Raw genomic sequence first — 4,644 nt, 5'->3', positions numbered from 1 at the left:
GTCGTCGGGTCCGGGCGGAGGCGGGGGCGGCTCGTCGTCGGGGTCGCCGCCGTGTCGCTCCAACGTCTCGTCCAGTGTCCGCTCGTCGAGGCCCGGGGCGTCGAACGGCGCCCGGCGCCTGCGGTGCGGCAGCGCGAGCAGCGCCGCCTGCCGGACGTCCTCGGCGAGCACCGCCGTGCGGCCGGCCCAGGCGGCCAGCGCCGTGGCGGCCCTGGCCATCACCAGGTCGGCCCGCATCCCGTCCACCTCGAACGCGGCGCAGGTGGCGGCGATCTGCCGCAGCGCGGTGTCGCCGAGCACCACGTCGGGCAGCAGCGCCCTGGCGGCGGCGATCCGGTGCCGCAGCGCGTCGCCCTCGGCTGCCCAGTGGGTGGCGAAGCCGGCCGGGTCGGCGTCGAACGCCAGCCGCCTGCGCACCACCTCGGCCCGCTCGTCCGGGTCCCGGGAGGCGGTGACCTCCACGGTGAGGCCGAACCGGTCGAGGAGCTGCGGGCGCAGCTCGCCCTCCTCCGGGTTCATGGTGCCCACCAGCAGGAAGCGGGCGGCGTGCCGGACCGAGACGGCGTCCCGCTCGACGTGGCTGACGCCCATCGCGGCGGCGTCGAGCAGCAGGTCGACCAGGTGGTCGTGGAGCAGGTTCACCTCGTCCACGTAGAGCACGCCGCGGTGGGCGCGGGCCAGCAGCCCGGGCTCGAAGGCGGTGACGCCCTCGGCCAGCGCGCGTTCCAGGTCGAGGGCGCCGGTGAGCCGGTCCTCGCTGGCGCCGACCGGCAGTTCCACGAGGCGCGCCGGCCGGCCGGCGCCGGATCCCGTGGGGTGGGGCCCGTCGGGGCAGTCGGGTTCCGGCGCGGCCGGGTCGCAGGCGAAGCGGCAGTCGGGCACGACGGTCACCTCGGGCAGCAGCGGGGCGAGCGCCCGGACCGCGGTGGACTTGGCGGTGCCCTTCTCGCCGCGGACCAGCACCCCGCCCACGGCGGGCGAGACCGCGTTGAGCAGCAGCGCGAGCCGCAGGTCGGCCATGCCCACCAGGGCGGCGAACGGGTAGCCGGGGGACGGGGGTCGGGTACTCACGTGTCGTCGCCTTCCAGCCGGCCTTCGAGTTCCAGGTAGGTCTCGCGCAGCGCCGCCAGCGTCTCCGCCTCGGGCCGCGCCCAGAGGCCGCGGTCGGCGGCCTCCAGCATCCGCTCGGCGATGCCGCGCAGCGCCCAGGGGTTGGACCGCTCCATGAAGGCGCGGTTCTCGTCGTCGAACACGTAGGCGGCGGCGAGGCGTTCGTACATCCAGTCGTCGACGACGCCGGCGGTGGCGTCGTAGCCGAAGAGGTAGTCGACGGTGGCGGCCATCTCGAAGGCGCCCTTGTAGCCGTGCCGGCGCATGGCCGCCATCCAGCGGGGGTTGACGACCCGGGCCCGGAACACCCGGTGGGTCTCCTCGGCGAGGGTGCGGGTCCGCACCTGGTCGGGCACGGCGGAGTCCCCGATGTAGGCGGTGGGTGAGGTGCCGGTGAGCTGGCGGACCATGGCGACCATCCCGCCGTGGTACTGGAAGTAGTCGTCGGCGTCGGCGATGTCGTGCTCGCGGGTGTCGACGTTCTTGGCGGCGACCTGGATGCGGCGGAACGCGGCCTCCATGTCGCCGCGGGCCGGGCGTCCTTCGAGGCCGCGCCCGTAGGCGTAGCCGCCCCACACCGCGTACACCTCGGCGAGGTCGGCGTCGCCGCGCCAGTCGCGGGAGTCGATGAGGGGCAGCAGCCCGGCTCCGTAGGCGCCCGGCTTGGAGCCGAAGATCCGGGTGGTGGCGCGGCGGCGGTCCCCGTGCCGGGCGGTGTCCTGGTCGGCGTGCGCCCGCACGTGGTTCCGTTCGGGGGTCTCGTCGAGCTCGGCCACCGTCCGCACGGCGTCGTCGAGGAGGGCCACGACGTGGGGGAAGGCGTCCCGGAAGAAGCCGGAGATCCGGATGGTGACGTCGATCCTGGGCCGGTCGAGCTCGGCGGGCGGCACCACCTCGAAGCCGGTGACGCGCCGGGACGCGTCGTCCCAGCGCGGGCGGCAGCCGAGCAGCCACAGGATCTCGGCGATGTCGTCGCCCTGGGTGCGCATGCAGGAGGTGCCCCAGACCGTGAGGCCGACGGAGGCCGGGTAGCGTCCCTCGTCGGCGAGGTGGCGGGCCAGCAGGGAGTCGGCGAGGGCCCGGCCCACCTCCCAGGAGAGCCGGGAGGGGATGGCCTTGGGGTCGACGGAGTAGAAGTTGCGGCCGGTGGGCAGCACGTTGACCAGGCCGCGGGTGGGCGATCCGGAGGGGCCGGCCGGCACGTAGCCGCCGTCCAGCGCGTGCAGTACGTTCCCGATCTCCTCGCCGGTGCGGGCCAGGCGCGGCACGAGCTCGGTGGCGGCGAAGTCCAACACCCGTACGACATCCGGTTCCTCGGTGCCGAGCACGGCGGCGGCGACGGGGCCGGCGGCGGCCGGGGCCCAGTCCCGCTCCTCCATCGCCTCGGCGAGCCGGCGGGCCAGCGCCTCCAGCAGGTCGACCGCGTCCGACGCCGTCCGGCCCGGGCCGAGTTCGGCGGGGATCGCCACCCGGGCGCCCGGCTCGGCGAGCAGCCGCGCCTCGTCCAGGCCGAAGTGGGCGGCCAGCGCGGCCCGCAGCCCGGGCAGCGCGCCGGCCACCCCGCCCCACACCTGGGCCGAACGCAGCACGGCGAGCGCCAGGTTGACGCGCGGCTCCCCCACCGGGCCCTCGCCGAGGATGTGGAGGCCGTCGCGGATCTGGACGTCCTTGATCTCGCAGAGCCAGCCGTCGACGTGCAGCACGAACTCGTCGAACTCGTCGTCGTCCGGCTGTTCCGTCACCCGCAGGTCGTGGTGGAGCTCGGCGGCCCGCACCAGGGTCCAGATCTGGGCCCGCACCGCCGGCACCTTGTCCGGGTCGAGGTCGCTGACCAGCGCGTACTCGTCCAGCAGCTGTTCGAGTCTGGCCAGGTCGCCGTAGGAGTCGGCGCGGGCCATCGGCGGCACCAGGTGGTCGACGACGGTGGCGTGGCCGCGGCGCTTGGCCTGGGTGCCCTCGCCCGGGTCGTTGACGATGAACGGGTAGACCAGCGGGAGTTCGCCGAGCACGGCGTCCGGGGCGCAGCCGGCGGAGAGGCCGAGCCCCTTGCCCGGCAGCCACTCCAGGGTGCCGTGCTTGCCCAGGTGGACCAGCGCGTGGGCGCCGAAGGTGTGGTCGAGCCACCGGTAGGCCGCCAGGTAGTGGTGGGAGGGCGGCAGGTCGGGGTCGTGGTAGACGGCGATCGGGTTCTCGCCGAAGCCGCGCGGCGGTTGGATGAGCAGCACCACGTTGCCGAACCGCAGCGACGCCAGCACGATGTCGTCGCCGTCGACGTAGAGCGAGCCCGGCGGCTCGCCCCAGTGCTCGACCATGGCCGCGCGCAGCCCGGGGTCGAGCCGGTCGAACCACTCGCGGTAGTCACCCAGCGGCACCCGGGCGGGCGCGGCGGCCAGCTGTTCCTCGGTGAGCCACTCCACGTCGTGGCCGCCGGCGGCGATCAGCCGGTGGATCAACTCGTCGCCGTCGTCCGGGTGTTCCCCCACCGTGTAGCCGGCGGCGGCGAGCGCGGCCAGCAGCCGGACGGCGGAGGCGGGGGTGTCGAGGCCGACGGCGTTGCCGACCCGGGAGTGCTTGGTCGGGTAGGCGGTGAAGACCAGGCCGACGTGCTTCTCCGCGGGGGGCAGGTGGCGGAGGGCGGCGTGCCGGGCGGCGATCCCGGCGACCCGGCGGGCCCGTTCGGGGTCGGCGACGTAGACCGGCACGCCGTCGGGCCCCTCCTCCGTGAACGGCCCCTCCTCCTTGAAGGAGAAGGGCACGGTGATCAGCCGTCCGTCGAACTCGGGGATGGCGACCTGCATGGCGGCGTCGAGCGGGGAGAGCGCGGCGTCCGACGCGGCCCAGCCGTCCCGGGAGCCGGTGAGGCAGAGCCCCTGGAGGACGGGCACGTCGAGGGCGGCGAGCGCCCCCGCGTCCCAGGTCTCGTCGCCGCCCTCGGCGCCCGCGGTGCCGGGACCGCCGGCGGTGCCGCCGGCGGCGAGCACCGTGGTGACCAGGGCGTCGGCGCGGCCGAGCAGGGCGAACAGCTCGGGGGGCGCGCCGCGCAGGCTGCCGCAGTACACGGGCAGCGCGTTGGCGCCGGCGTCCTCGACGGCGTCGCAGAGGGTGTCGACGAAGCCGGTGTTCCCCGACAGGTGGTGGGCCCGGTAGAACAGCACGCCGACCGTCGGTCGGCCCGGCTTGTGCGGCCGCTCCTGGTACACCCCGAACTCGGGGGTGACGAGCGGCGGCGCGAAGCCCTCGCCGGTGCGCAGCACGGTGGCGGAGAGGAAGCGGGCCAGCTCGGCGAGGTTCTCGGGCCCGCCGGCGACCAGGTAGGCGAGCGCCCGCGCCACGACGCCCGGCGGCACGGTGGCGGCGGCCATCAGCTCCGCGTCGGGCGTGGACTCGCCACCGAGCAGCACCGCGGGCACGCCGGAGGCGATGACGGCGTCGACGCCCGCCTCCCAGGCGCGGCGGCCGCCGAGGAGCCGCACCACGGCCAGGTCGGCGCCGTCCAGCAGGGCCGGCAGGTCGGTGGCGGGGTCGGTGCGGGTG

The 4,644-nt window shown here is 75.8% G+C and carries 2 protein-coding genes; both read right to left on the bottom strand.

Translation table 11 applies throughout. The annotated features are described in order from the left end of the window. Window positions 1-1,020, bottom strand: a 1,020-nt coding sequence (locus E1283_RS32320) for a magnesium chelatase ATPase subunit I (protein ID WP_165956325.1), incomplete at its 3' end; no start/stop codon positions are given. A gap of 47 nt (window positions 1,021-1,067) precedes the next feature. Beyond that, the coding region (gene cobN / locus E1283_RS32315) for a cobaltochelatase subunit CobN (RefSeq protein ID WP_132821721.1) at window positions 1,068-4,644 on the bottom strand (3,577 nt) is incomplete at its 5' end.

This window comes from Streptomyces hainanensis (assembly GCF_004348415.1).
GTDB classification, from domain to species: Bacteria; Actinomycetota; Actinomycetes; order Streptomycetales; family Streptomycetaceae; genus Streptomyces; species Streptomyces hainanensis.
Note: the sequence above shows the minus strand (reverse complement) of the source record. Positions and strands in the feature narration are given on the sequence as shown.